General features: G+C 70.5%; 17 protein-coding genes. 10 read left to right on the top strand and 7 right to left on the bottom strand.

Annotated features, from left to right (window positions below):
* Window positions 1-50 precede the first annotated feature (50 nt).
* The 4 genes from AP428_RS10570 to AP428_RS10555 all read left to right on the top strand — a co-directional run bounded on the left by AP428_RS10570 (window position 51) and on the right by AP428_RS10555 (window position 3731).
* Window positions 51-1004: a carbohydrate ABC transporter permease gene (locus tag AP428_RS10570; protein WP_011546081.1), complete on the top strand. Its 954-nt coding sequence runs from the start codon at window positions 51-53 to the stop codon at window positions 1002-1004.
* Window positions 1001-1852 carry a carbohydrate ABC transporter permease gene (locus AP428_RS10565; RefSeq protein ID WP_011546080.1) on the top strand — a complete coding sequence of 284 codons (852 nt, stop codon included), beginning with the start codon at window positions 1001-1003 and terminating at the stop codon, window positions 1850-1852. The genes AP428_RS10570 and AP428_RS10565 overlap by 4 nt, the downstream gene beginning before the upstream one ends.
* Entirely contained in the window at window positions 1849-2562 is a 714-nt protein-coding gene (locus AP428_RS10560; protein WP_006477977.1) for an HAD family phosphatase, read from the top strand. Before AP428_RS10565 ends, AP428_RS10560 begins: the two co-directional genes overlap by 4 nt.
* A 62-nt stretch (window positions 2563-2624) precedes the next feature.
* Window positions 2625-3731, top strand: a complete 1107-nt coding sequence (locus tag AP428_RS10555; protein WP_011546079.1) for an ABC transporter ATP-binding protein — start codon at window positions 2625-2627, stop codon at window positions 3729-3731.
* 14 nt (window positions 3732-3745) lie between these two features.
* On the opposite strand, the gene AP428_RS10550 is transcribed toward AP428_RS10555, so the two are convergent.
* Window positions 3746-4630 carry a LysR family transcriptional regulator gene (locus tag AP428_RS10550; protein WP_011546078.1) on the bottom strand — a complete coding sequence of 295 codons (885 nt, stop codon included), beginning with the start codon at window positions 4628-4630 and terminating at the stop codon, window positions 3746-3748.
* A gap of 113 nt (window positions 4631-4743) precedes the next feature.
* On the opposite strand from AP428_RS10550, the gene AP428_RS10545 reads away from it, so the two are divergent.
* Together AP428_RS10545 and AP428_RS10540 are read left to right on the top strand one after the other, a co-directional pair.
* Window positions 4744-5940: a serine hydrolase gene (locus tag AP428_RS10545; RefSeq protein ID WP_054928042.1), complete on the top strand. Its 1197-nt coding sequence runs from the start codon at window positions 4744-4746 to the stop codon at window positions 5938-5940.
* Window positions 5937-7160 carry an MFS transporter gene (locus AP428_RS10540; protein ID WP_011546076.1) on the top strand — a complete coding sequence of 408 codons (1224 nt, stop codon included), beginning with the start codon at window positions 5937-5939 and terminating at the stop codon, window positions 7158-7160. The genes AP428_RS10545 and AP428_RS10540 overlap by 4 nt, the downstream gene beginning before the upstream one ends.
* A 22-nt stretch (window positions 7161-7182) precedes the next feature.
* Here AP428_RS10540 and AP428_RS10535 read toward each other — a convergent pair whose 3' ends face one another.
* The 4 genes from AP428_RS10535 to AP428_RS10520 form a co-directional block, all read right to left on the bottom strand.
* Complete coding sequence (locus AP428_RS10535) at window positions 7183-8196, bottom strand: sugar-binding transcriptional regulator (protein ID WP_011546075.1); 1014 nt, start codon at window positions 8194-8196, stop codon at window positions 7183-7185.
* Window positions 8197-8259: 63 nt separating this feature from the next.
* Entirely contained in the window at window positions 8260-9741 is a 1482-nt protein-coding gene (gene xylB / locus AP428_RS10530) for a xylulokinase (RefSeq protein WP_011546074.1), read from the bottom strand.
* A gap of 104 nt (window positions 9742-9845) precedes the next feature.
* Entirely contained in the window at window positions 9846-11240 is a 1395-nt protein-coding gene (gene dalD / locus AP428_RS10525) for a D-arabinitol 4-dehydrogenase (RefSeq protein WP_011546073.1), read from the bottom strand.
* Between the two features lie 173 nt (window positions 11241-11413).
* Window positions 11414-12325, bottom strand: a complete 912-nt coding sequence (locus tag AP428_RS10520) for a LysR family transcriptional regulator (protein ID WP_011546072.1) — start codon at window positions 12323-12325, stop codon at window positions 11414-11416.
* Between the two features lie 99 nt (window positions 12326-12424).
* Between AP428_RS10520 and mdlC the strand changes: the two genes are divergently transcribed.
* From mdlC to AP428_RS10500, 4 genes are all read left to right on the top strand, one after another.
* A complete protein-coding gene (gene mdlC / locus AP428_RS10515) occupies window positions 12425-14032 on the top strand; it encodes a benzoylformate decarboxylase (protein ID WP_011694386.1) in 1608 nt (535 codons plus the stop codon).
* Window positions 14033-14061: 29 nt separating this feature from the next.
* Window positions 14062-15513 (top strand): aldehyde dehydrogenase, encoded by a 1452-nt coding sequence (locus tag AP428_RS10510; protein ID WP_011546071.1) that lies wholly within the window; start codon window positions 14062-14064, stop codon window positions 15511-15513.
* Window positions 15514-15526: 13 nt separating this feature from the next.
* Window positions 15527-16471: a ketopantoate reductase family protein gene (locus AP428_RS10505; RefSeq protein WP_011546070.1), complete on the top strand. Its 945-nt coding sequence runs from the start codon at window positions 15527-15529 to the stop codon at window positions 16469-16471.
* Window positions 16472-16731: 260 nt separating this feature from the next.
* The gene (locus tag AP428_RS10500; protein ID WP_011546069.1) at window positions 16732-18135 is read left to right on the top strand and encodes an MFS transporter; all 1404 of its coding nucleotides are present in this window, start codon (window positions 16732-16734) and stop codon (window positions 18133-18135) included.
* A gap of 29 nt (window positions 18136-18164) precedes the next feature.
* Here AP428_RS10500 and kynA read toward each other — a convergent pair whose 3' ends face one another.
* Both kynA and kynU read right to left on the bottom strand, forming a co-directional pair.
* The gene (gene kynA, locus AP428_RS10495) at window positions 18165-19100 is read right to left on the bottom strand and encodes a tryptophan 2,3-dioxygenase (protein WP_011546068.1); all 936 of its coding nucleotides are present in this window, start codon (window positions 19098-19100) and stop codon (window positions 18165-18167) included.
* Window positions 19101-19201: 101 nt separating this feature from the next.
* The gene (kynU, locus tag AP428_RS10490) at window positions 19202-20455 is read right to left on the bottom strand and encodes a kynureninase (RefSeq protein WP_233629292.1); all 1254 of its coding nucleotides are present in this window, start codon (window positions 20453-20455) and stop codon (window positions 19202-19204) included.
* Window positions 20456-20478: the final 23 nt, after the last annotated feature.

The following is a 20478-nucleotide window of genomic DNA, read 5'->3' as shown; positions in this document are numbered from 1 at the left end:
CAGGCGGGCAGGCCGTTCGCGCCCGCGCATCAACCGGAGGGACTCCGATCATGCGTCACCTGCGTCTTCCCCTGAGTCACGCTCACGCGCCGTCGGTCGGCGACGCGTCGTCGCCGCCCGGCGCCCCGCGCCGCGCGCGCGGCGGCGCGAGCTGGCTCGTGTCGCCGTCCGTCGCGGTGCTGCTGCTGTGGATGTCGATTCCGCTCGCGATGACGATCTGGTATTCGTTCTCGCGCTACAACCTGCTGAACCCGGACGTGAAGGGCTTCGCCGGGTTCGACAACTACCGCTTCCTCGCGACCGATCCGTCGTTCCTGCCGGCGATCTGGCACACGCTGGTGCTGATCGGCGCGGTGCTCGCGATCACCGTGATCGGCGGCGTGCTGATGGCCGTGCTGTTCGACCGCAAGTTCTACGGGCAGGGCGTCGCGCGGCTGCTCGCGATCGCGCCGTTCTTCGTGATGCCGACCGTCTCCGCGCTGATCTGGAAGAACATGATCCTGCATCCGGTGTACGGGCTCGTCGCGAACGCGATGCGCGCGCTCGGGATGACGCCGATCGACTGGTTCGCCGATTACCCGTTGACCGCCGTGATCATCATCGTCGCGTGGCAGTGGCTGCCGTTCGCGTTCCTGATCCTGTTCACCGCGATCCAGTCGCTCGACCAGGAGCAGAAGGAGGCCGCGCGCATCGACGGCGCCGGCCCGATCGCGATGTTCTTCTACATCACGCTGCCGCACCTGAAGCGCGCGATCGCCGTGGTCGTGATGATGGAGACGATCTTCCTGCTGTCGATCTTCGCGGAAATCTATACGACGACCGGCGGCGGCCCGGGCGACGCGACGACCAACCTGTCGTACCTGATCTATGCGCTCGGCCTGCAGCAGTTCGACGTCGGCCTCGCATCCGCGGGCGGCATCATCGCCGTCGTGGTCGCGAACGTCGTGTCGTTCTTCCTCGTGCGGATGCTCGCGCGCAACCTGAAGGGAGAGTACGAAAAATGAGCGACCTGACCTTGGCAGGCCGGCGCACGCCGGCCGTGTTCGATCTCGTGCGGCGCGCGCTGCCCGGTACGCTCGCGTGGCTGATCGCGCTCCTGCTGTTCTTCCCGATCTTCTGGATGGCGATCACCGCGTTCAAGACCGAACAGCAGGCGTACGCGTCGACGCTGTTCTTCATGCCGACGCTGGACAGCTTCCGCGAGGTGTTCGCGCGCAGCAACTACTTCGGGTTCGCGTGGAATTCGATCCTGATCTCGGCCGGCGTCACGGTGATCTCGCTGCTGTTCGCGGTGCCGGCCGCGTACGCGATGGCGTTCTTCCCGAACCACCGCACGCAGAAGGTGCTGCTGTGGATGCTGTCGACCAAGATGATGCCGTCAGTCGGCGTGCTGGTGCCGATCTACCTGCTGTGGAAGAACGCGGGGCTGCTCGATACCGTGTCGGGGCTCGTGATCGTCTATACGCTGATCAACCTGCCGATCGCGGTGTGGATGACCTTCACGTACTTCAACGAGATCCCGAAGGACATCCTGGAAGCCGGGCGCATCGACGGCGCGTCGACGTGGCAGGAGATCGTCTACCTGCTGATGCCGATGGCGCTACCGGGGCTCGCGTCCACCGCGCTGCTGCTCGTGATCCTGTCGTGGAACGAGGCGTTCTGGAGCATCAACCTGTCGAGCTCGAACGCGGCGCCGTTGACGGTGTTCATCGCGTCGTACTCGAGCCCCGAAGGGCTGTTCTGGGCGAAGCTGTCCGCGGCTTCGCTGCTCGCGGTCGCGCCGATCCTGATCGTCGGCTGGCTGTCGCAGAAGCAGCTCGTGCGCGGGCTCACGTTCGGGGCGGTTAAATGAGCGGCGCAAGCAAAGGCGCGGCCGGTCACGGCGTGAACGTGCTGATCTGCGATTGCGACGGCGTGCTGATCGACAGCGAGGCCGTGGCCGCCGACGTGATCGTGCGCGAACTCGATGCGCGCTGGCCGGGCGTCGATGCGCGGCCGGCCGTGATGCCGCTGCTCGGGCTGCGCATCGAGCGCGTGCTAGCTGGCGCGAGCGACGCGGTCGGCCGCACGCTGTCGGCCGACGACGTCGACGCGATCCGCCGCGCGGTTGAGGCGGCGGCCGTCAACGCGCCGATGGTCGACGGCATCGATGCGGCGCTGGCCGCGATCGACCTGACGACGGCGTGCGCGAGCAACAGCTATCGCGCGTACGTCGAAGCGGCGCTCGCGCGCACCGGCCTCGCGCGCTTTTTCGGCGACCGGTTGTTCTGCGCGGATTCGGTCGCGCGGCCGAAGCCGGCGCCCGACGTGTATCTGGCAGCCGCACGCGCGCTCGGCGTGGTGCCCGCGCAATGCCTGGTGGTCGAGGACAGCGTGACCGGCATCACCGCGGCGGCCGCGGCCGGCATGACCGTGCTCGGCTTCGTCGGCGGCGGGCACGCGTCGGCGGCGCAGATCGACGCGTTGCGCGGCATCGGCGCGCGGCACGTATTCGACGACATGCACGAGCTGCCCGGCTACGTCGCGCGCTGGCAGGCGACGGGCGCGGTGCTGCCGAACTAGCAATCAGGAACGAAGGCGCGCCGCTTTCAACGCGGCGCATCACGAACGAACGGAGACAGATCATGGCAAGCGTGCTCCTGCGCAACATCGCGAAGCGCTACGACGACACCGAAGTGCTGCGCAACGTGAACCTCGACATCGCCGACGGCGAATTCGTCGTGTTCGTCGGCCCGAGCGGCTGCGGCAAATCCACGCTGATGCGGATGATCGCCGGCCTGGAAGACATTTCGAACGGCGACCTGCTGATCGACGGCGCGAAGGTCAACGACGTGCCGAGCGCGAAGCGCGGCATCGCGATGGTGTTCCAGTCGTATGCGCTGTACCCGCACATGACGCTGTACGACAACATGGCGTTCGGCCTGAAGCTCGCCGGCGCGAAGAAGCCCGAGATCGACCAGGCCGTGAAGCAGGCCGCGAAGATCCTGCACATCGATCACCTGCTCGACCGCAAGCCGAAGCAGTTGTCGGGCGGCCAGCGGCAGCGCGTCGCGATCGGCCGCGCGATCACGAGGAAGCCGAAGGTGTTCCTGTTCGACGAACCGCTGTCGAACCTCGACGCCGCGCTGCGCGTGAAGATGCGGCTGGAGTTCGCGCGGCTGCACGACGAGCTGAAGACGACGATGATCTACGTGACGCACGACCAGGTCGAGGCGATGACGCTCGCCGACAAGATCGTCGTGCTGTCGGGCGGCGCGGTGCAGCAGGTCGGCACGCCGAACGCGCTGTATCACGCGCCGGCGAACCAGTTCGTCGCGGGCTTCATCGGCTCGCCGAAGATGAACTTCCTGAAGGGCACGGTCGAATCGGCCGATGCGGGCGGCGTGCTCGTGCGCTTCGACAGCGGCGAGACGCAGCATGTCGCGGTCGATGCGGCGGGGCTGCAGCGCGGCGCCGCGGTGACCGTCGGCGTGCGGCCCGAGCATCTGCTGGTCGATGCGGCGGCGGGCGTCGCCGCGCGGACGATGGCCGTCGAGTCGCTCGGCGACGCCGCGTACCTGTATGCGGAGTCGGCCGTCGCACCGGACGGGCTGATCGCGCGGATTCCGCCGCTCGACACGTACCGCACCGGCGAGGCGCTGCGCGTGCATGCGCAGGCCGAGCACTGCCACCTGTTCGACGAGCACGGGCAGGCGCTGCGGCGGCTCAGCGCGCACGCGAAGGCGGCTTGACGGCCGCGCGCCGGTTACAGCCGCAAATGCTCGGCCATGTAGTCGACGAACGCGCGCAGCTTGGGCAGCGGATGGCGGCCCGACGGCCATAGCACGTAGAACGGCGTGCGGCTCGCGACGTGATCGTCGAGCACTGCGCGCAGCCTGCCGTCGGCGAGCGTGTCGCGCACGAAGAACTCGGGCAGGCACGCGATGCCGAGCCCGCGCAGCGCGAAGCACAGGCGCGTCTCGGCGTTGTTGCTGACCATCGAGACGGGTACCTCCGGCGGCGTGCCGGCGCGCGGCGCGCGCAGCGGCCAGATCTCGAGCTTGCCGCTGCTCGGGAATCGGTAATGCAGGCAGCGGTGCTGCGCGAGGTCGGCCGGCGTGCGCGGCGTGCCGTGCCGTTCGAGATAGTCGGGCGACGCGACCAGGTGCTGGCGGAAGTGGCCGAGCAGCCGCGACGACAGCCGGGAATCGGTCGGATGGCCGGTGCGCAGTACCACGTCGAAGCCTTCGTCGATCACGTCGACGATCCGGTCGCTGAAATCGATGTCGAGCTCGATCTCCGGATACGCGGCCATGAAATCGGCGAGCACCGGCAGTAGCAACGTGCCGATCGTCGGCAGGCTCACGCGCAGCCGCCCGCGCGGCGCCTCGACGCTCTGCGTCAGTTCCTGCTCGGCCGCGTCGATTTCGGCGATCACGCGCCGGCATCGTTCGAGAAAGCGCGTGCCTTCGGCCGTCAGCGTGATGCTGCGCGTGCTGCGGTGAAAGAGCCGCACGTTCAGGCGTGCCTCGAGCCGCGCGATGCGCTTGCCGATCGCCGATGCCGACAGTCCGAGCGCTCGGCCGGCCGCGACGAAGCTGCGCGTTTCCGCGACCTGGACGAACACGACGAAGCCGCCAAGATTTTCCATGCAGGTTCCCGATTGCGGACACCCATGTCCGGAGTGTCCGGAACTCTAACCCGATTTTTCTTCTCGTGCCGGCTCCCTACGATGGGCGTTCCTTCACTGTTCGAGGTCACGCCATGTCATCACTGCCTGTCACCGCCCGCCGCGCCGAACCGGATGCCGCGCTGCGCGCCCGGCTCGATGCCGTGCTCGACCGCGCGCTGGCCGATGCGCGCGCGGTCGGCGCGGTCGTGCTGGTCGCGCGCGACGGCGAATTGCGTTATGCACGCGCGGCCGGGCTGACCGATCGCGAAGCCGGCACGCCGATGCGCGAGGACACGCTGTTCCGGCTCGCGTCGGTATCCAAGCCGATCGTGACGGCCGCCGCGATGCGGCTGGTCGCGGCATCGAAGATCGGGCTCGACGAGCCGGTCGCGCGCTGGCTGCCCGCGTTCACGCCGACGCTCGCGGACGGCACGCCGGCGAACATCACGCTGCGGCATCTGCTGTCGCACACGGCCGGGCTCGGCTATCGCTTTCTCGAAGCCGACGCCGACGGCCCGTATGCACGCGCGGGCGTGTCCGACGGGATGGATCGCGCGAGCCTGTCGCTCGCCGAGAACGTGCGGCGCATCGCCGGCGTGCCGCTGCAGTTCGCGCCCGGCACGTCGTGGGGCTACTCGCTTGCGACCGACGTGGTCGGCGCGCTGATCGAGGCGGTCGACGGCCGCCCGCTCGCCGACGCCGTGGCGGCGCTCGTGACGACGCCGCTCGGGATGGCCGACACGGCATTTTTCACGCATGACGCGGCGCGTCTGGCGACGCCTTACGTCAGCACGCCCGACGTGCCGCGCCGGATGGCGGACGACGATCTCGTGCCGGTGTTCGACGGCACGGTCGGTATCCGCTTCGAGCCGGCGCGCGCGTTCGACGCGACCGCGTGGCCGTCGGGCGGCGCGGGCATGGTCGGCACCGCGCACGATTGCCTGACGCTGCTCGATACGCTGCGCACGGGCCTCGACGGCTGGCTCGCACCGCGCTGGATCGACGAGATGGCGCGGGTGCAGCCGGGCGCGCACGACTTGCCGGATGCGCCGGGATTCGGTTTCGGACTCGGTTTTTCCGTGCTGCATGACCCGGTGGCCGCGCAATCGCCGGAGTCGGTCGGCACCTGGCGCTGGGGCGGTGCGTACGGGCATGCGTGGTTCGTCGACCGCGCAGCCGGGCTGACGGTCGTCGCACTGACCAATACGTTATACGAAGGGATGCACGGGCGCATCGTCACCGACGTGCGCGATGCGGTGTATGGCATCGACGACCGGAGCGCGGCATGAGCGAGTGCGTATCCGTCTCCGACCGCGCTGTCGATCGTGCGGCAGATTCGTCCGCGCCGGCTCGTGCACGTCTGCCCGTCGCGAACCTGTTCGCGCTGGCCACCGCCGGCTTCATCACGGTGCTCACCGAAGCGTTGCCGGCCGGCCTGCTGCCGCTGATGAGCGCCGACCTGCACGTGACCGAGGCGCTGATCGGTCAACTGGTGACCGTCTACGCGCTGGGTTCGATCGTCGCGGCGATCCCGCTCGTCGCCGCGACGCGTGCGATGCGCCGGCGCCGGTTGCTGCTCGCGGCGCTGGCCGGCTTCGTCGTGTCGAATGCGCTGACGGCCGCGTCGCCGTACTACGCGCTCACGCTGGCCGCGCGCTTCGTCGCGGGGATGTCGGCCGGGCTGCTGTGGGCGCTGCTGGCGGGCTACGCGAGCCGGCTGGTCGACCCGTCGCTGCGCGGCAGGGCGATCGCGGTCGCGATGCTCGGCATACCGGCAGCGATGTCGATCGGCATTCCGGCCGGCACGGCGCTCGGCGCGATGTTCGGCTGGCGCGTCGCGTTCGCCGGGATCACGGTCGCGGCGCTGGCGCTGATCGGCTGGATTCGCCTGCGCGTGCCCGACTATCCGGGCCAGCCGGCCGGCGCGCGCGAGCCGGTGCTCGGCGTGATGGCGCTGCCCGGCGTGCGGCCGGTGCTGACGGTGATGTTCGCGTACGTGCTCGCGCACAACATGCTGTACACGTACGTCGCGCCGTTCCTTGCGGGCGTGCGGATGGGCGCGCAGGTCGATGTGGTGCTGTTCGTGTTCGGCGTCGCGTCCCTCGTCGGCATCGCGCTGACGGGTGCATGGATCGGCGTCGCGCAGCGGCGGCTGACGCTCGCGAGCATCGCGCTGTTCGCATTGGCGGCGGCGATGCTCGGCGCCGGGTCGGGGATGACGTTCGTCTATGCGGGCGTCGTGCTGTGGGGGCTCGCGTTCGGCGGCGCGCCGACGCTGTTCCAGACGGCCACCGCGAACGCGGCGGGGGAGTCGGCCGACGTCGCGCAGTCGATGCTGGTGACGGTCTGGAATCTCGCGATCGCCGGCGGTGGCATCGCGGGCGGGATGCTGCTCGGCGCGACCGGCGCCGGCGCGATTCCGTGGGTGCTCGTCGCGCTGCTGGCGCTGGCGTGGGTCGGCGCGTGGCGCGCACGCCGCCATGCGTTTCCGGCGCCGCGCGCGGCCTGAACCCGTGCGGGCGACGGCCGCGTCAGGCCGCCTTCGCGGCGAGCGCGGCGCGCGCGCAGGCTTCGTCGGTGACGAGCCCCGACAGCCAGCCGCCGCGCAGCGCGGCAATCACCGCGTCGTGTTTCTTCGGGCCGCCGGCGAACGCGATCGTCGGCAGCTTCGGCGGCGTGGCGAGCGCGACGCTCGTCACGCGCGCGCTGGTCGACACGGTGATCTGCGTGCCCTGCGCGTCGATCGGCACGCCGAGCAGTTCGGCCACCGCGCCGAGCGCGGTCATCTCGTCGCGCTCCTGTTCGGTGATGAAGCCGTCTTCGTAGAGCGGGCAGTGCGGGCCGATGTTGCCGATCCCGACGAACGCGACGTCGGCCTCGCCCGACAGCGCCTCGACGATCCGGTACAGCCGGTGATTGCACCACTGCGCGCGCTCGGCGTCGCTATCCGCGAACAGCGGCGCGGGCAGCAGGAAGTGCTTGCTGCCGGTTTTCTCGGAGATGTACTGCGCGACGTCGTAGCGGTTCGACGAGCCGTCGGCCGCGATCGCGCCGACCATCGACACGAGCCGGTGCTGCGGGCGGTCGATCTGCGCGATCTGCGCGACCGCGGCCTTCAGCGTCCGGCCGCTGCTGACCGCGATCACCATCGGCCGTGTTTCGTTCAGGTAGCGCTCCATCACCTGCGCGCCGGCGACCGCGAGCTTGCGGTCGATCGCGTCGGGCGCATCGGCGTCGACGGGCACGACCTCGCACATCGCGAGGCCGTAGCGTTTCGACAGCTGCGCGCCGAGATCGAGGCAGTCGGCGAGTCGATGGTCGACGCGCACGCGGATCAGGTTCTTCTCGACCGCGAACGCGACGAGGCGCTGCGCGACGGGGCGCGACACCTGCAGTTTTTCGGCGATTTCGTTCTGCGTGTCGCCCGCGACGTAGTAGAGCCACGCGGCGCGCGTGGCGAGATCGAGTTTTTCTGAGGACTTGGACACGATAGCGATTCGGTTCGGATCTGGGGGCCGCCCCGCGGGCCGGCCGGCGGGCCGCATGACGGCATCCACTGTAACGCATGTCGCGCGCACGGCCGGCGGCCGGTCGCGTAAGCGCGGCGCCTACGCGAGCCGTGCGCGCGACGGTTCGTACAGCGGCCGCACGTGACGGTACAGCGTGCGGAACGCATCGAGGCGTTCGCGCAGCCGCGCATGGCGGGCGGCGTCCGGTGCGTATTCGGCGCGCACCGGCGGTTTGGTCAGCACCGTCTGCGGATCGCCGCCGACGGCCAGCCAGCCGAGCCGTGCCGCGCCGAGCGCCGCGCCGGTTTCGCCGCCGCCGTGCTGACGCGTGCGCACGTTCAGCGCGTCCGCGATCAGTTGCGCCCAGAACGCGCTGCGCGCGCCGCCGCCGATCAGCGACAACTGGTCGGTCTCGACGCCGGCCGCGTGCAGCGCGTCGAGGCCGTCGGCGAGGCCCAGCGTCACGCCTTCGAGTACCGCATAGCCGAGGTGCGCGCGGTCGGTCGCGTGCGTCATCCCGAAGAACACGCCCTGCGCGTACGGATCGTTGTGCGGCGTGCGCTCGCCCGACAGGTAGGGCAGGAACAGCGGGGCGGCGGCGAGCGCGTCGGGGTCGAGCGCCTCGACTTCGGCGAGCAGCGCAGGCTCGTCGGTGCCGGTCAGCTTGCAGACCCAGCGCAGGCAACTCGCGGCCGACAGCACGACGCTCATCAGTTGCCAGCGATCGGGAATCGCATGGCAGAACGCATGCACGGCCGACGCGGGATTCGGCATGAAGCGGTCGCCGACCACGCTCAGCACGCCGGACGTGCCAAGCGACACGAAGCCGTCGCCCGCGTGGATCGCGCCGATGCCGAGCGCGCTCGTCGCGTTGTCGCCGCCGCCGCCCGCGACCAGCACGGCCTCGGACAACCCCAACTCGCGTGCGACGTCCGCACGCAGCGTGCCGGATGGCGCATTGCCCTCGACGATGCGCGGCATCTGCCCGCGCGTCATCCCGCACGCGGCGAGCAGCGCATCGGACCAGTCGCGGCGCGCGACGTCGAGCCACAGCGTGCCGGCCGCGTCCGACGGATCGGACACTTTCGCGCCGGTCAGCCGGAAGCGCAGGTAGTCCTTCGGCATCAGCACGCACGCGGTCGCCGCGAACACGTCGGGTTCGTGCTTCGCGACCCACAGCAGTTTCGGCGCGGTGAAGCCGGGCATCGCGAGGTTGCCGGCCAGCGCATGGAGATCGGGGGCGCGTTCGGTGAGCAGCGCGCATTCGTCGGCGCTGCGCATGTCGTTCCACAGGATCGCGGGGCGCAGCACGCGATCGTCGCGGCCGAGCAGCACCGCGCCGTGCATCTGGCCCGACAGGCCGATGCCGCGCACCTGCGCGAACGCCTGCGGGTGCCGTTCGCGCAGCGCCGCGAGCGCGGCGAGCGTGCCTTGCCACCAGTCGTCCGGATGCTGTTCCGCCCAGCGCGGATGCGGCCGCGACACGCTGAACGGCGAGCCGGCGGTGCCGACGACCGCGCCGTCCGGGGCGAGCAGCAGCACCTTCACTTCGGAGGTGCCGAGGTCGATGCCGAGATACATGAGCGATCCGTTCGGTCAGTGAGGAGCCGCTACTTTAGCCGTGCCGCACGGCCTGTGCCAAGCGGGTTCGCCCGGCTGCGCGGCCGGGCGCCGCGCGCGGGTCATCAGCGGGCGGTGAGCCAGGCGTCGACGCGCGCGAGCCCGGCGCGCAGCGCGTCGAACAGCGCCGCGTTGCCGGCGAGCGAGCCCCACAAGGCGCGGCTCGCGCACAACGCGACGACCGGGTCGTCGGCTTCGACGATCGCGCGTGCGCTGCCGTCGTCCATCACGCCGTCCTGGTACGCATATGGCAGCGTGCCGCGCGCCCAGCGTTCGAGAAAGCGCAGGAACAGCGCGGGCAGCACGGCGGTGGCGACGGGTGCCGCGCCGCGAGCGAACGATTCGACGAGCGTCGGCGCGATGAAGCCGGGGATCTTCGAGAAACCGTCGGCCGCGACCCGCTGGTTCGTGTCGAGCACGTACGGATTGCCGAAGCGCTCCAGCACGACGTCGCGATAGCGTGCGAGATCGAGCGGGCTCGGCGTGAGGCACGGGATCACGTCCTGCGTCACGTAGTCGTGCGCGAAGCGGCGGATCGCCGGGTCGTGCGTGCCTTCGTGGATGTAGGTATGGCCCGCGAGCGTGCCGGCCCATGCGATGCAGCTGTGCGTCGCGTTGAGGATGCGGATCTTCGCTTCCTCGTACGGATGCACGTCGTCGACGAGTTCGGCGCCGGCCAGCTCCCAGCGCGGGCGACCGGCCGCGAAGCGGTCCTCGATCACCCACTGGATGAACGATTCGCCCATCACCGGGCACGCGTCGTCGATGCCGGTGGCCGCGAGGACGCGCTCGCGCACGTCGGCGGTCGGGCGCGGCGTGATGCGGTCGACCATCGCGCTGGGCGTCGCGACGTGCGCATCGAACCATGCGAGCAGGCCGCCTTCGCCGCGCCGTTCGAGGAATTCGCGCATCCCCGCGCGAAACCGTGCGCCGTTGTTGCGCAGGTTGTCGCAGCTTTGCAGCGTGAGCGGCCCCGCGCCGCGCTTCACGCGTTCGGCGAGCAGCGCGGCGAGCGCGCCGTACAGCGTCGTGCGTGCGCCCTGCAGGTCGGCGGCGAGATCGGCGTTCGCGATGTCGAGCCGGTTGTGTTCGTCGAGGTAGTAGCCGCCTTCGGTGACGGTGAACGACACGATCCGGCAGGCCGGATCGGCGCCGGCGTCGATCAGCGCGGCGAGGTCGATCGACCACGGCAGCACGCGCGTGATCGCACGGATCGTCTCGTACGCGCGCTCGCCTTGCGGCGTGACGGTTTCGAGCGTGTACGCACCGTGCTGCGCGGCGAGCGCGTCCATCGTCGCGCGCATGTCGTCGCGGATGTTGCCGACGGTTAGCGACCAGCGTTCGTCGGCCGGCACGGCCGCGTTCACGCGATGCAGATACCACGCCTGGTGCGCGCGGTGAAACGAGCCCGCGCCGATGTGCAGCAGCACGGGCGCGTGGGCGGCGGGCGATTCGCTCATCCGGTGTCTCCTGTTCCAGCCTGTCTATCCTGCCGAATACGATCTTTTGCTCTTTGTGTGAGCGAATGATCGTATTCAGGCGGACGAAAGTCAAGGCGGGGACACGGCATTTCGATGGTGCGCTGCGGCGCCGTGCGGGCAGGGCGGGCGCGGGGAGCCGCTGGAAAAGGGCGTCAGCGCCCTTCGCGCGTGAGTGCGACGAGTTCGTCGAGCAGCTTGCCGGTCGGCCCGGGGAGGATGCCGTGACGGCGCCGGAACGCGGTGAGCGTGCGCACTGCGACGACTTCGCGCACGGGCAGCGTGTCGATCGTGCCGGCGCGTCGTTCCGCCCCGTACATCGGTTCGGCCATCCAGCAGAGGAATCCCGCATGCGCGACCAGGCTTTTCAGCGTCGTGACCGAGCGCGTCTCGACCGCGATGTCGGGCAACGGCAGCCCGTGTGCGTCGAAGGTCGCGCGCATGTGGTCGAACGGCGCGGTGCCGCGCGGCGGAATCGCCCAGCGTGCGTGCAGCGTATCGGCGAGCGTCGGCGGGCGGCCGAGCACGCGCAGCGGATGGTGCGGCGCCGCAACGATATGGCTGCGGTCTTCCCAGCGGCACTCGGGAATCGCGACGATCTCGTCGGTATCGGGCCCGTGCGCGGACAGCGCAAGATCGATCTCGTGCTTGATCAGCCCTTCCGCGAGCCGGTCCCACACGCCTTCGATGATTTCGACGCGCAGGTTCGGCCAGCGATCGAGCACGCGGCCGACCGCGACCGGCAACACGAGGCTCGCGATGCTGCCCACCGTGCCGACCTTGATCGTGCCCTTCGCGAGCCCGCGCATCGCGTCCAGTTCCTCGCGCGCATGCTCGGCCTCGTGCTGCAGCAGCGTCGCGTGCGGCAGCAACGCTTCGCCGAACGCGGTGAGCTGCACGCCCTTCGAATGGCGTTCGAACAGCGGCGCGCCGACCTGATCCTCGAGCCGCTTCAGGATCCGGCTCAGCGCCGGCTGCGTGACGTGCAGCGCGTCGGCCGCGCGGCCGAGGCTGCCGCACGCGACGATCGTGGTGAACGCACGCAACTGTCGGAGATCGAAAGTCATGCTGGAACGTAATGGCTTTGCGCAAAAAATACAGTATCCGTGAATGGCTTGCGCTTCGATACTGTGGAAACCGCCAAGCCATCGAGGAGACGCCCGAGCATGTCCGGCACCCCGTCCCAATCCGCCGCACCCGTCACGGTCCGCGACGCCGTGATCGACCTGTTCCGCCAGTTCGGCATCGACCGCGTGTTCGGCAACCCCGGCTCGACCGAGCTGCCGATGTTCCGCGACTTCCCCGCCGATTTCCGCTACGTGCTCGGCCTGCAGGAGGCCGTCGTGGTCGGGATGGCCGACGGTCACGCGCAGGCCACCGGCAATGCGGCGGTCGTGAACCTGCATTCGGCGGCGGGCGTCGGCAACGCGATGGGCAATCTCTTCACCGCGTTCAAGAACCGCTCGCCGCTGATCGTCACCGCGGGCCAGCAGGCGCGCGCGATTCTGCCGTTCGATCCGTTCCTCGGCGCGACGCAGGCCGCCGAGCTGCCGAAGCCGTACGTGAAATGGAGCATCGAGCCGGCGCGCGCGCAGGACGTGCCGGCCGCGATCGCGCGGGCGTACCGCATCGCGATGCAGGAGCCGCGCGGCCCCGTGTTCGTGTCGATTCCGGTCGACGACTGGGATCAGCCGGCCGAATTGCTGCCGCGCCGTGACGTGAGCAGCATCGTGCGGCCCGATCCCGACGCGCTTGCGCGACTTGGCGACGCGCTCGACGCGGCGCGCCGCCCGGCGTTCGTGGTCGGCGCGGCCGTCGATCGCGCGGGCGCGTGGGACGACGTCGTGCGCGTCGCCGAGCGGCACCGTGCGCGCGTGTACGTCGCGCCGATGTCGGGGCGCTGCAGTTTTCCGGAGGATCATCCGCTGTTCGCCGGCTTCCTGCCCGCGATCCGCGAGAAGATCGTCGCGCGGCTCGACGGGCACGATCTCGTGTTCGCGTTCGGCGCGCCTGCGTTCACCTATCACATCGAGGGCTTCGGCCCGCACGTGCCGCCGGGCGCGACGCTCGTGCAGCTCGTCGACGATCCGGGCGTCGCCGCGTGGACGCCGTCGGGCGACGCGGTGGTCGGCAATTTGCGGCTCGCCGCGCGCGATCTGCTGGCGCGGCCCGCGCCGCCCGAGCGGCCGATGCCCGCGCCGCGCGCGCCGCGGCTGCGCGTCGACGCGCCTGCTGCCGGCGAACGCATGTCGGTCGCGTTCGCGCTGCAGACGCTCGCCGACGTGCGCGACGCGCACGACATCGTCGTCGAGGAGGCGCCGAGCGCGCGGCCGGTGATGCAGGAACATCTGCCGTTCACGCGCAGCGGCACGTTCTACACGATGGACAGCGGCGGGCTGGGCTACGGGATGCCGGCCGCCGTCGGCGTCGCGCTCGCGCAGCCGGGCCGACGCGTGATCGCGCTGATCGGCGACGGCTCGAGCCTGTATTCGATCCAGGCGCTGTGGAGCGCCGCGCAGTTGAAGCTGCCGATCACGTTCGTGATCCTGAACAACCGGCGTTACGCGGCGCTGCAGGATTTCGCGCCCGTGTTCGGCTTCGGCCCCGGCGACCCGGTGCAAGGCACCGATCTGCCCGACCTGGATTTCGTCGCGCTCGCGCAAGGGATGGGCTGTCGCGGCGTGCGCGTCGCCGAAGCGGCGAGGCTGCGCGACGCGCTGACCGACGCGCTGCGCGCGGCGACGCCGGTCGTCGTCGAAGTCGAGATTGCGTGACGCGCCGCGCGCGTCTTTCCGGAGATTCCATGCAAACCGTAGCGATGCTGATCGGCGGCGAACGCCGCCACTCGTCCGGCGGCGCGACCTTCGTGCGCCGCAACCCGCTCGACGGCGAAGTCGCGTCCGAAGCGCCCGCGTGCACCGTCGACGATGCGCGCGCGGCGGCCGATGCGGCTGCCCGCGCGTTTCCCGACTGGGCTGCGCTCGGCCCCGGCGCGCGGCGCGCGTTGCTGCTGAAGGCGGCCGCCGCGCTCGAAGCGAAGCACGAGCAGTTCGTCGCCGCGATGGCGGCCGAGACGGGCGCGTCCGCGCTGTGGGCCGGCTTCAACGTGCAGCTCGCGGCGAGCGGGCTCGTCGAGGCCGCGTCGTTGACCACGCAGGTCGGCGGCGAGCTGATTCCGTCCGACGTGCCGGGCTCGCTCGCGATGGGCGTGCGGCAGCCGGCCGGCGTCGTGCTCGGCATCGCGCCGTGGAATGCGCCGGTGATTCTCGCGACGCGCGCGCTCGCGCTGCCGCTCGCGTGTGGCAACACGGTCGTGCTGAAGGGCTCGGAACTGTGCCCGGTCACGCACGGGCTGGTCGTCGAGGCGCTGCAGGAGGCCGGACTGCCGCCGGGCGTCGTCAATTTCGTGACGAATGCGCCCGACGATGCGGGCGCCGTCGTCGACGCCCTGATCGCGCATCCGGCCGTGCGCCGCGTGAATTTCACCGGCTCGACGCGGGTCGGGCGGATCGTCGCCGAAGCGTGCGCGCGTCACCTGAAGCCGTCGGTGCTGGAACTCGGCGGCAAGGCGCCGTTCGTCGTGCTCGCCGATGCCGATCTCGACGCGGCGGTCGCCGCGGCTGCATTCGGCGCATTCGCGAATTCCGGGCAGATCTGCATGTCGACCGAGCGCATCGTCGTCGACGCCTCGATCGCCGATGCGTTCGTCGCGAAGCTCGTCGACAAGGCCGCGTCGCTGCCGCTCGGCGATCCGCGCCACGGGCCCGTCGTGCTCGGTTCGCTGATCGACACGAGGGCCGTCGAGCGCTGCAACGCGCTGATCGATGATGCGCTCGCGCACGGCGCGACGCTGCGGTGCGGCGGCCGGGCCGACAGCACGCTGTTTCCCGCGACGCTGCTCGACCACGTGACGCCGGCGATGCGCATCTACGCGGAAGAGTCGTTCGGCCCGGTGAAGGGGATCGTGCGCGTCGACGGCGAGGAGGCCGCGATCCGCTGCGCGAACGACAACGCGTTCGGGCTGGCGTCGGCCGTGTTCAGTCGCGACGTCGCGCGGGCGCTGCGCGTCGCGGCGCGCATCGAGGCGGGCATCTGTCACGTGAACGGCCCGACCGTGCACGACGAGGCGCAGATGCCGTTCGGCGGCGTGAAGGACAGCGGCTTCGGCCACTTCGGCGGCAAGGCCGGCATCGCCGCGTTCACCGACCTGCGCTGGATCACCGTGCAGACGGCCCCGCGCCACTATCCGTTCTGACGAGGCGCCGACGATGAGAATTGCAATTCTGGGCGCGGGCGCGATGGGCTCGCTGTTTGGCGGGCGGCTCGCCGAAAGCGGCGAAGCCGTCACGCTGATCGACGTGAACGATGCGCATCTCGATGCGATCGGCCGCGACGGGCTGCGCATCGACGACGACCGCGGCGACCGGCGCGTTCGCACGCTGCAGGCCGTGCGGCCGGAAGCCGCGAATGCGCACGCGGCCGCAGCACTCGACACACCGTTCGACCTGCTGATCGTTTTCACGAAATCGCTGCATACGCGGGCGGCGCTCGACGGCGTGCGGGCGCTGCTGAGCTCGGACACGTTCGTGCTGACGCTGCAGAACGGGCTCGGCAACGTCGAGACGCTGAACGCGTTCGTGCCGCTCGAGCGCATCCTGGTCGGCGTGACGACGTGGCCGGCCGATGCGGCCGGCCCTGCGCACGTGCGCTCGCACGGCGCCGGCACGATCCGGATGATGACGGCCGACGGCGCGGTACGTCCCTTTGCGACAGCCGTAGCCGACACGCTGTCGCGCGCGGGGCTCGCGTGCACGCTCGACGCCGACGTATGGGCCGCGATCTGGGAGAAGGTCGCGTTCAACGCGGCGCTCAACACGCTGTGCGCGACGACGGGCTGCACCGTCGACCAGCTCGGCCATCATCACGACGGGCCGCGGCTCGCGCTCGCGATCGCGGCCGAGACGGCCGCCGTCGCGCGCGCGAAGGGCATCGCGGTCGACGGCGAGCGCATCGCGCGCAACGTCGAGCATGCGATCCGCGACCATCGCGGCCATCGCCCGTCGATGCTGCAGGACGTGCTCGCGGGCCGTCGCACCGAAATCGATGCGATCAGCGGCAAGGTCGTCGCGGCCGCGCGTGAAGCGGGCGTCGCGGTGCCGCATGCGGAGACGCTGCTCGCGCTGGTCCGCTTGATCGACGCACGGACGAATTGAGCAACAGGCCAGCGGCCGGCTGGCGCCGCATGACGATACGGATGCCGCGCCCGCGGGGCGATGGCGCCGGATCGTGAAGGGTGGGACGAGACACCGGCGCCGATCGATGGGCGCCGCTCGACTGCACAGCATGAGATTCGGGCACGCGTGCGCGCGCCAGCCCGGACAACCGGAGACGCCATGAAAACCATTGAATGCCGTTGTCTTGTCGCGCACCGTTCGCGCATCTTGCCGCCGCCGCGCGGTGCATCGGAGGCCGCATGAGCACGCCCGACGCACTGAATGAACGGCCGTCGTCGATCGACATCGGCACGACGCTCGACGACGGCCCGTTCACGCTGATGCAGCGCTGCGTGGTGCTGCTCGCCGCGCTCGCGATCGTGCTCGACGGCTTTGACGGCCAGTTGATCGGTTTCGCGATTCCGGTGCTGATCCGCGAGTGGGGCATCACGCGCGGTGCGTTCGCGCCGGCCGTCGCGGCGGGACTGGTCGGGATGGGTATCGGCAGCGCCTGCGCGGGGATCGTTGCGGACCGCTACGGCCGCCGCCAGGCCGTGATCGGCAGCGTGTTCCTGTTCGGCATCGCGACCTGCGCGATCGGGTTCGCGCCCGACGTCGCGACGATCGCGATGCTGCGTTTTTGCGCGGGGCTCGGGATCGGCGGCGCGCTGCCGACGGCCACGACGATGACCGCCGAATACACGCCCGCGCGGCGCCGCACGATGATGGTGACCGCGACGATCGTCTGCGTGCCGCTCGGCGGGATGCTGGCCGGCCTGTTCGCGCACGAGGTGCTGCCGCGCTACGGCTGGCGCGGGCTGTTCTTCGCGGGCGGCGCGTTGCCGCTCGTGCTCGGCTTCGTGCTGGTGCGCGCGTTGCCCGAATCGCCGCGCTATCTCGCGCGGCGCCCCGCACGCTGGCCGGAACTCGGCGCGCTGCTCGCGCGGATGCAGCGGCCGGTCGCACCGGGCACCGTGTTCACCGATACGAAGGACGCCCGTGCGCCGGGCAGCCGCGGCGGCTTCGGCGCGCTGTTCGCGAGCGGCCAGGCGCGCGACACGATCGCGCTGTGGTGCGCGTTCTTCATGTGCCTGCTCGCCGTGTACGCGGCGTTCAGCTGGTTGCCGACGATGCTCGCGGCGAGCGGGTTGAGCGTGTCGGTCGCGGGCTCGGGCCTCACCGCGTACAACCTCGGCGGCGTGATCGGTGCGCTGCTGTGCGCATGGGCGATCGCGCATGCGGGGTCACGCTGGCCGCTCGCGCTGTGCAGCATCGGCGGCGCGGCGAGCGCGGTATGGCTGATGGGCGTCGATGCCAGCCGCCATACCGGCTGGCTGATCGTCGGGCTCGGTCTGCACGGGTTGTTCGTCAACGCGGTGCAGTCGACGATGTATGCGCTGTGCGCGTACATCTATCCGACGGCCGTGCGCGCGACGGGCACCGCGAGTGCGCTCGCGTTCGGTCGGCTCGGCGCGATCCTCAGCGCGTTCGCGGGCGCGATCGTGATCACGGCGGGCGGCGCGGGTGCGTACCTGACGATGCTGGCCGTCGCGATGGGGGTGGTGTGCATCGCGCTGCTCGCGATGCGGCGGCACATTCCGCGGCTGTCGCGCGCGGCGGCGCAGCCGCGCGAAGGGGAGGCGCTCGCCCGCACGTCGTCGTGATCGTCGTGACGGCGGGCGCGTGGCGTGCGTTACAGCGTGGTGCGCACGTGCCAGAGCTCGGGGAATAGCACGACGTCGAGCATCTTGCGCAGGTACGGCGCGCCGCTCGTGCCGCCGGTGCCCTGCTTGAAGCCGATGATGCGCTCGACCGTCGTCACGTGACGGAAGCGCCACTGGCGGAACGCATCCTCGAGATCGACGAGTTCCTCGGCCATCTCGTACAGCTCCCAGTGCTGCTGCGGATGACGATAGACCTCGAGCCACGCGGCCTCGACCGTCTCGTCGTGCCGCGTCGGCTGGGTCCAGTCGCGCTCCAGCCGCTCTGCCGCGATCGGGAAGCCGCGCCGCGCGAGCAGTCGCACGACTTCATCGTAGAACGACGGCGCCTCGAGCGTCGCGCGCACCTGTTCGAGGATGTCGGGCCGGTGCGCATGCGGCTGCAGCATCTGCGCGTTCTTGTTGCCGAGCAGGAATTCGAGCTGACGATACTGGTACGACTGGAAGCCGGACGACTGGCCGAGGTACGGGCGCATCGCCGAATACTCGGACGGCGTCATCGTCGACAGCACGTTCCACGCCTGCACCAGTTGCTCGAGGATGCGCGACACGCGTGCGAGCATCTTGAACGCCGGCGGCAGCGCGTCGGTGCGCACCGCATCGAGCGCGCCGCGCAATTCGAACAGCGCAAGCTTCATCCACAGCTCGCTCGTCTGATGCTGGATGATGAACAGCATCTCGTTGTGATCGGGCGACAGCGGATGCTGCGCGTCGAGGATCGAATTCAGCGACAGGTAGTCGCCGTAGCTCATCGACTTCGAGAAATCGAGCTGCGCGTTGTGCCAGCCGGCTTGAGCGTCGGCCTCGCCCGGCACGTGCGGGGCTTCGTGCGGGGCTTGCGCCGGTTGTGCGGCGCGTGCGCCCGAGAACGGGCAGCCTGCCGGCGCGTCGCCGCCGGGGGGCTGCATATGACCAGAATTCACGACTATCTCCAGATTTGAATGACGAACGCGTGGCGCGCTTCGCATGCAGCTGCGGCATGCAACGGCGGCGCGCCGCGCAAAACCGGTCAGGTCACCGCGCCGCGTTCGGCGAACTCGGGTGCCTTCCACGCGTCGGTGGCGAGGATGTCGCGCAGCGTCTCGACCGCATCCCACACGTCGGCGAAGCGCGTATAGAGCGGCGTGAAGCCGAAGCGCAGCACGTACGGCTCGCGGTAGTCGCCAATCACGCCGCGCGCGATCAGCGCCTGCATCACTTCGTAGCCGTGCGGATGCTCGAAGCTCGCCTGCGAGCCGCGCTGGTGATGCGCGCGCGGCGTGACGAGCTTCAGCGACAGGCCCGCGCAGCGCGCTTCGACGAGCGCGATGAACGCGTCGGTCAGCGCGAGCGACTTGCGGCGGATCGCGTCCATGTCGGTCTGCAGGAACACGTCGAGCCCGCATTCGACCATCGACATCGACACGATCGGCTGCGTGCCGCACAGGAAGCGCGCGATGCCCGGATCGGGCGCGAAGCCCGGCTGCATCGCGAACGGCGCGCGGTGGCCCCACCAGCCGGACAGCGGCTGCGAGAAATGCGCGAGATGGCGTTGCGGCACCCACACGAACGCGGGCGAGCCGGGGCCGCCGTTCAGGTACTTGTACGTGCAGCCGACCGCGCCGTCCGCGCGCGCGCCGTTCAGGTCGACCGGCACCGCGCCGGCCGAGTGCGCGAGATCCCACAGCATCAGCGCGCCGGCGTCGTGCACCAGCTGCGTGACGGCCGGCATGTCGTGCATGTAGCCGGTGCGGTAGTTCACGTGCGTGATCATCGCGACGGCCGTGTCCGCGCCGAGCGCGCCGGGCAGGTCGGCCGGATCGTCGATCAGGCGCAGCTCGTAGCCGCCGCCGAGCTGCTCGATCAGCCCCTGCGCGATATACAGGTCGGTCGGGAAATTCGAGCGCTCCGACACGATCACCCGGCGCTCGGGCGCGCGCTCCGCCTGGTGGCGCAGCATCGCCGACAGCAGCTTGAACAGGTTGATCGAGATGGTGTCGGTCACGACCGTTTCGCCGGGCGCGCCGCCGATCAGCGTCGCAAGCTTGTCGCCGAGGCGGCGCGGCAGCGCGAACCAGCCGGCGGTGTTCCAGCTGCGGATCAGGCCTTCGCCCCACTCGGCGCCGATCACCTGCTGCGCGCGGGCGGCCGATGCGCGCGGCTGCGCGCCGAGCGAGTTGCCGTCGAGGTAGATCACGCCGTCGGGCAGCGCGAACTGGTCGCGCAGCGGGGCCAGCGGGTCGTCGCGGTCGAGCGCGAGCGCATCTTCACGGGTCTTGATCATCATGATGTGGGGTCGTAGGTCGG

Origin of the sequence: Burkholderia sp. E168m22, assembly GCF_001319805.1 — a bacterium.
Lineage (GTDB): Bacteria > Pseudomonadota > Gammaproteobacteria > Burkholderiales > Burkholderiaceae > Burkholderia > Burkholderia orbicola.
The sequence above is the reverse complement of the archived record's forward strand: the minus strand, read 5'-3'. Positions and strand labels throughout refer to the sequence as shown.

What these genes read in the sequence shown, in the direction of transcription:
- AP428_RS10570 (WP_011546081.1), top strand. Translation starts at nt 51, where the DNA reads ATGCGTCACCTGCGTCTTCCCCTGAGTCACGCTCACGCGCCGTCGGTC.
- AP428_RS10565 (WP_011546080.1), top strand. Translation starts at nt 1,001, where the DNA reads ATGAGCGACCTGACCTTGGCAGGCCGGCGCACGCCGGCCGTGTTCGAT.
- AP428_RS10560 (WP_006477977.1), top strand. Translation starts at nt 1,849, where the DNA reads ATGAGCGGCGCAAGCAAAGGCGCGGCCGGTCACGGCGTGAACGTGCTG.
- AP428_RS10555 (WP_011546079.1), top strand. Translation starts at nt 2,625, where the DNA reads ATGGCAAGCGTGCTCCTGCGCAACATCGCGAAGCGCTACGACGACACC.
- AP428_RS10550 (WP_011546078.1), bottom strand. Translation starts at nt 4,630, where the DNA reads ATGGAAAATCTTGGCGGCTTCGTCGTGTTCGTCCAGGTCGCGGAAACG.
- AP428_RS10545 (WP_054928042.1), top strand. Translation starts at nt 4,744, where the DNA reads ATGTCATCACTGCCTGTCACCGCCCGCCGCGCCGAACCGGATGCCGCG.
- AP428_RS10540 (WP_011546076.1), top strand. Translation starts at nt 5,937, where the DNA reads ATGAGCGAGTGCGTATCCGTCTCCGACCGCGCTGTCGATCGTGCGGCA.
- AP428_RS10535 (WP_011546075.1), bottom strand. Translation starts at nt 8,196, where the DNA reads ATGCGGCCCGCCGGCCGGCCCGCGGGGCGGCCCCCAGATCCGAACCGA.
- xylB (WP_011546074.1), bottom strand. Translation starts at nt 9,741, where the DNA reads ATGTATCTCGGCATCGACCTCGGCACCTCCGAAGTGAAGGTGCTGCTG.
- dalD (WP_011546073.1), bottom strand. Translation starts at nt 11,240, where the DNA reads ATGAGCGAATCGCCCGCCGCCCACGCGCCCGTGCTGCTGCACATCGGC.
- AP428_RS10520 (WP_011546072.1), bottom strand. Translation starts at nt 12,325, where the DNA reads ATGACTTTCGATCTCCGACAGTTGCGTGCGTTCACCACGATCGTCGCG.
- mdlC (WP_011694386.1), top strand. Translation starts at nt 12,425, where the DNA reads ATGTCCGGCACCCCGTCCCAATCCGCCGCACCCGTCACGGTCCGCGAC.
- AP428_RS10510 (WP_011546071.1), top strand. Translation starts at nt 14,062, where the DNA reads ATGCAAACCGTAGCGATGCTGATCGGCGGCGAACGCCGCCACTCGTCC.
- AP428_RS10505 (WP_011546070.1), top strand. Translation starts at nt 15,527, where the DNA reads ATGAGAATTGCAATTCTGGGCGCGGGCGCGATGGGCTCGCTGTTTGGC.
- AP428_RS10500 (WP_011546069.1), top strand. Translation starts at nt 16,732, where the DNA reads ATGAGCACGCCCGACGCACTGAATGAACGGCCGTCGTCGATCGACATC.
- kynA (WP_011546068.1), bottom strand. Translation starts at nt 19,100, where the DNA reads ATGCAGCCCCCCGGCGGCGACGCGCCGGCAGGCTGCCCGTTCTCGGGC.
- kynU (WP_233629292.1), bottom strand. Translation starts at nt 20,455, where the DNA reads ATGATCAAGACCCGTGAAGATGCGCTCGCGCTCGACCGCGACGACCCG.